Genomic DNA, 5,452 nt, shown 5'->3' with positions numbered 1-5,452 from the left:
CCAGGGACGATCTTTGGTTTCAAGATATTTATAGAAGCCTTGCCGGCTGATACCAAGCATTCGGCAATAAAATGAAATTTTCCCGGTAATCCTGCCGTCCTCTGTTTTCAAAGCCAAAAAGATCATTTTGCATCTGTCATACAAAGTTGTCAAGTCCTTTAAAGATTGAGGGGTTGGGGGCGTTGAATTGGATTTGCCCACTTTGTTATGCAAAAGCAACAAATTTTGTTAAGAAAAATTGTGCGAAATAAAGTTTTGTTTCTTGAAAAATATATTGACAAAATAAAATTTTGTATTTAAAATATATACATAAAATAAAGTTTCGCAAAAAATAATGAAACAAAATAAAGTTACTTTGAAGGAGGATAAGTATGAAACTGATCATCGCTGCCCACGGGCAACTGGCACAGGAAGTGGTCAATTCAGCGAATATGGTTTTCGGCGGAATTGAAAATGCTGAAGCTGTTACCTTCGTTCCTGGTGAAAATGCCGACGATCTGAAACAAAAGTACGAGGAATGTATGACAGAGGGAGAAGATGTACTGTTTTTGGTGGATCTGTTCGGAGGAAGCCCATATAATGCGGCATTTCAGATCACAGCACAGACTGAAAACACAGATGTGATTTCCGGACTGAGCCTTCCGATGCTCCTTGATGTGGTTGGCATCAGAGAGACATGCAAAGAGATCCGTCCATGGGAAGTGTATGACAAACTTGGAAAAGACACTTACATAAAATCATGCAGAAGTTTATTAAAACAACAAAAAGAGGAAGAAGAGGAGGATGAATTATAATGAAGATTAATTTATGCAGGATCGACGACAGACTGATCCACGGACAGGTCGCAACTGTCTGGGCAAAAGAGGCAAATGCGGAAAGAATCATCGTGTGCAGTGATGAGGTGGCAAAGGACGATATCAGAAAGACACTGCTTTTACAGGTGGGACCTCCGGGAATCAAAGTCAGCGTAGTTGATATCGCCAAAGCAATCCGTGTTTACAACAATCCTAAATATGAAAACGACACAGTGTTTTTATTGTTTACATGTCCTCAGGATGTGTTAAGGATGATCGAAGGCGGTGTGCCGATCACAAGCGTCAACATCGGAGGAATGGCTTTCAAAACAGGGAAAGAACAGATTACAAAAGCTGTTTCTGTGGATGAAAGCGATAAGGATGCTTTCCGCAAAATGCATGAGAGAGGCGTAGAACTGGAAATTCGTCCGGTAGCTACAGACAACAGAATCGACTTAATGACTAAAATCTGATAGAGGAATGAAAAGGGAGGAACTATTATGGGATTATCAGGAATTCAAATTGTATTGCTGTTTATCGTATCTTGTATCGTAGGAATGGGAAGTGTGCTGGATTCTTTTCAGACACACAGGCCACTGATTGCATGTACATTGGTGGGAATCATTCTCGGTGATGTGAAGACCGGAGTTATGCTTGGGGGTACTCTTGAGATGATCGCTCTCGGATGGATGAATATCGGAGCAGCACAGTCTCCGGACTCTGCACTTGCCAGTGTTATTTCTACCATTCTCGTTATCGTAGGAAATCAGTCTGTATCTGCAGGAATTGCCATCGCCCTTCCGGTTGCAGTTGCAGGACAGGTGCTGACCGTGCTGGCAAGAACCGTCACAATCTTCTTCCAGCATGCGGCAGATAAATATGCGGAGGATGCAAACTTTAAGATGATTGACATCTGTCATATCACTGCTCTTGCAGTCCAGGCACTTCGTGTTGCGGTTCCATGTCTTTTAGTATCTATGGTTGTCAGCCCGACAGGGGTTCAGAGTATGCTGAACATGATCCCTGACGTGATCACAACAGGACTTTCCGTAGCCGGAGGATTCATCGTAGTCGTTGGTTATGCAATGGTGCTGAACATGATGGGAGCAAAATATCTTATGCCGTTTTTCTTCCTTGGATTCGTCATTGCGGCATTCACAGACTTCAACTTAGTTGCTTTTGGAATCATGGGTATCGTATTCGGGCTTATTTACATACAGCTAAATCCAAAATTCAATATGCCGAAAGCTGTGCCGGCAGCCGCTGCTCCTGCAGGAGGGGCATCCATGGATGCAGGTTTAGATGACGACTTAGACGACGAATTAGATTAGGAAAAGGGAGGAAACAGGACATGAGTGAAGAAATCAAGAACACAGAAAATACATTGACAAAAAAAGACCGTGTCAGCATGTTTTTAAGGAGTAATTTCCAGCAGGCATCCTTCAACTTTGAGCGTATTCATGCTCTCGGATTTGCATTCGACATGGTGCCGGCCATCAAACGGCTTTATCACACAAAAAAGGAACAGTCAGAAGCATTAAAGCGCCACATGACCTTCTTTAATGTAACACCGGGCTGTGTCGGACCGGTACTCGGAGTAACCGCGGCCCTGGAAGAGACAAAGGCAAATGGTGCAGACATCGACGAGGGAACGATCGGAAGCATCAAAATCGGTTTGATGGGACCTCTGTGCGGAGTCGGCGATCCGATCTTCTGGGGAACCCTTCGTCCGATCACAGCAGCGATCGGTGCATCTATGGCATTGACTGGAAATATTTTAGGACCTGTATTATTCTTTGTACTTTTTAACGCTGTCCGTCTGGCCGCTTTATACTTTGGATTGGAGTTCGGTTACAAAAAGGGACTGGATCTTGTAAAGAATCTGGCAGGAAACATGCTCCAGAAAGTTACAGAATGTGCTTCCATCTTAGGACTGTTCGTCATGGGTGCTTTAGTTTCAAAGTGGACCACGATTAATGTGCCGTTGGTAGTGTCTAAAGTCACTGCAAACGGAAAGACAACGGTCACAACGGTCCAGAATATTTTAGACCAGCTTATGCCGGGACTGTTAGGACTTGTTTTGACTTTAGTTGTATGCCGTCTGTTAAAGAAGAATATCAGCCCGATTCTGATCATCTTTATCTTATTTGCAGTCGGTATCATCGGCTATGGATTGGGCATTTTAGGAGCATAAAGATTCTCTGGGAGGAGTGAAGAATGAAGACAAAAGCAGTAAGACTGTATGGACAGGAAGATATAAGACTGGAAGAATTTGAACTTCCTCCGATCAAAGAGGATGAGATTCTTGCTGAGGTTGTGACAGACAGCCTGTGCATGTCCAGCTATAAGGCAGCGATACAGGGCGAAAAACATAAAAAGGTGCCGGAAGATATCAAGGAGCATCCGATCATTCTGGGACACGAGTTCTGCGGGGTAATCCTTGAAGTAGGAGAAAAGTGGAAAGACCGGTATCAGGCAGGAGATAAGTTTGTGATCCAGCCGAACATCGGGACAAAAAACGGATACGCGCCGGGCTATTCCTATCCTTATGCAGGCGGAGACGCAACAAAGATCGTACTGATGAATCAGATCATGGAAAACGGTTCTCTTTTGAAATACAACGGGGAGTCCTTCTTTGAAGGCTCCCTGGTGGAACCGCTGTCCTGTGTGGTGGGGGCTTTCAACGCACAGTACCACCACAAGAAAATGTACAGCTATGAACATGTCATGGGGGTCAAAGAAAATGGAAATATGGCGATCTTAGGGGCTACCGGTCCCATGGGATTCCTGGCCATTGACTTTGCGCTGCACGGCCCGAAGAGACCGAAATTGTTAGCGGTTACCGGCAGGACTGAGTCTAAACTGGATCTTGCGAGGAAGCTGTATACAGAAGAAGAGGCGGAAAAACAGGGAATAAAACTTGTCTACGTCAATACGGGACAGATGGAAGACTTCAGCGGGCCTTTGCGGGAATTAACAGAAGACGGACGGGGTTTTGACGATGTCTTTGTCTTTGCACCGAATGAGCAGATGGTAACCCAGGGAGAAAAGCTTCTGGCCTTCGACGGATGCCTGAATTTCTTCTCCGGACCTGCCGATACCGGATTTACGGCTCCTGTGAATTTTTACAATGTACATTATAATTCCACACATTTCATCGGTACAAGCGGAGGGAATACGGATGATATGAAGCAGTCTGTCGAGCTGATCGAAAATAAGACTGTAAATGTGGCAAAGATCGCAACCCATGTGCTTGGACTCGACCAGGTGGCTGAAACGACGAAGCAGCTTCCGAACCTTGGGGGAGGGAAAAAGGTCGTCTATACGCACAGGAAGTTTCCGCTGACCGAAGTTGACAAGCTCAGCGAAATAAGTGACAATAAATTAAAAGAAGGACTCGGTCCGATTCTTGAAAAACATGGTCACTTATGGAGCGCAGAAGCAGAAGCATACTTTTTAGAAAACGCTCCAAAGATTTGAAAGGGAGAGTTTTATGGCAAAGGAAGCAACGGTAAGGAATCAGATATTTTCCGCGTATGACAGCTTGTTTGATGCCGAGAAGAAGGTTGCGGATTATCTGATGAACCATCAGGAAAAGGCGATTGAGATGTCAGTTTCGGAGCTGGCGGGTGCATGTGAGGCCAGCCAGGCGACAATTGTCCGTTTTTGCAAGAAGATCGGCTGCAACGGCTATCACCATCTGAAGATCAAGATGGCGAAGGAGATGCGGGAACAGGATAACCATGAGTTTTCTAACGAGATCAGCATCGACAATATCGAGCAGTCACTGATGAATATCATGGCCAGCAAGATGGAAGAACTGAAAGAGACTCTGAGCAGCATTGACGGAAAGATGCTCAGGGAGATCATAGATCTGATACTGAACGCCAATGTAGTGGAGTTCACGGCCATGGGAAATACGATCCCGATCGCGCTGGACGGGTCTTATAAGTTCAATCAGCTCGGAATCCCTGCAGTCGGCTCTACCATTTGGGAGACTCAGGAAGCTTATGCAAGGACCATGAGAAAAGGTGATGTCATGATCGCTGTTTCCGCCTCCGGAGCTTCCAGACATCTGCTCAATATGGCTAATATTGCCAAAGAAAACGGAGTGAAAGTGGTGGCTATTACCAACCAGGCAAAGTCACCCCTTGCGGAGGCAAGTGACTATACGCTGGTGACCGCAACAAGGGAACAGGTATTCCACGACCAGGTCAGTTTTACAAGAATGGCTGCCATGGCGGTGATTGACAGCCTTTTCCTGCTGCTGTTCTCAACAAAATGGGACTCTTTCAAAAACTTGACAGAACATGAGCAGTCAGTGGCGGAAGATAAGATTTAAGTTTTTTATCACGGTTTTCGTTTCATTTTAAAATCCCTCCTCCAATGAGTGATAAAAAACTTTTTATCATAAGATGTATTTTTACGGCATCAGAGCAAACAGAATGTAGTACGAAAAATAAGCTTTTAATTGGAGGATTTTTTTATGAACGAATCATGGTTGGGCCTTAACGGCAAAACAGTCATCGTAACCGGCGGAGCATCCGGAATCGGGAAAGCAGTTGCCCAGGAATTTTTAAACGTGGGATGCAATGTGGTTGTTTCCGACATGGCGCCGGAAGCGCCGGAGTTTGACACTGCAGCCGGCAGGTTCCATT

Annotated in this window: 7 protein-coding genes and 1 pseudogene; 7 read left to right on the top strand and 1 reads right to left on the bottom strand. The window is 45.1% G+C overall.

Features of this window, described 5'->3' with window-relative positions; translation table 11 throughout:
- Window positions 1–126, bottom strand: a pseudogene (locus CI597_RS19615) (IS3 family transposase); the annotation flags it as partial.
- 245 nt (window positions 127–371) lie between these two features.
- Between CI597_RS19615 and CI597_RS17300 the strand changes: the two are divergent.
- From CI597_RS17300 to CI597_RS19610, 7 genes are all read left to right on the top strand, one after another.
- Window positions 372–794, top strand: coding sequence for a PTS sugar transporter subunit IIA (locus CI597_RS17300; protein WP_024726932.1), 423 nt, complete (start codon window positions 372–374; stop codon window positions 792–794).
- Window positions 794–1,267, top strand: a complete 474-nt coding sequence (locus CI597_RS17295; RefSeq protein ID WP_024726933.1) for a mannose/fructose/sorbose PTS transporter subunit IIB — start codon at window positions 794–796, stop codon at window positions 1,265–1,267. The genes CI597_RS17300 and CI597_RS17295 overlap by 1 nt, the downstream gene beginning before the upstream one ends.
- Before the next feature lie 27 nt (window positions 1,268–1,294).
- A complete protein-coding gene (locus tag CI597_RS17290; protein WP_024726934.1) occupies window positions 1,295–2,125 on the top strand; it encodes a PTS mannose/fructose/sorbose transporter subunit IIC in 831 nt (276 codons plus the stop codon).
- Window positions 2,126–2,145: 20 nt separating this feature from the next.
- Entirely contained in the window at window positions 2,146–2,988 is an 843-nt protein-coding gene (locus tag CI597_RS17285; protein ID WP_024726935.1) for a PTS system mannose/fructose/sorbose family transporter subunit IID, read from the top strand.
- A 23-nt stretch (window positions 2,989–3,011) separates the two neighbouring features.
- Window positions 3,012–4,274, top strand: a complete 1,263-nt coding sequence (locus CI597_RS17280; RefSeq protein WP_024726936.1) for a zinc-binding dehydrogenase — start codon at window positions 3,012–3,014, stop codon at window positions 4,272–4,274.
- 13 nt (window positions 4,275–4,287) lie between these two features.
- Window positions 4,288–5,136, top strand: a complete 849-nt coding sequence (locus tag CI597_RS17275) for a MurR/RpiR family transcriptional regulator (protein ID WP_024726937.1) — start codon at window positions 4,288–4,290, stop codon at window positions 5,134–5,136.
- A gap of 144 nt (window positions 5,137–5,280) precedes the next feature.
- Window positions 5,281–5,452: SDR family NAD(P)-dependent oxidoreductase (locus tag CI597_RS19610; protein WP_143266102.1), on the top strand; the 172-nt coding region annotated here is incomplete at its 3' end.

The sequence above is a fragment of the Anaerostipes hominis (ex Lee et al. 2021) genome, assembly GCF_002270485.1.
Classification (GTDB): Bacteria; Bacillota; Clostridia; order Lachnospirales; family Lachnospiraceae; genus Anaerostipes; species Anaerostipes hominis.
Note: the sequence above shows the minus strand (reverse complement) of the source record. Positions and strands in the feature narration are given on the sequence as shown.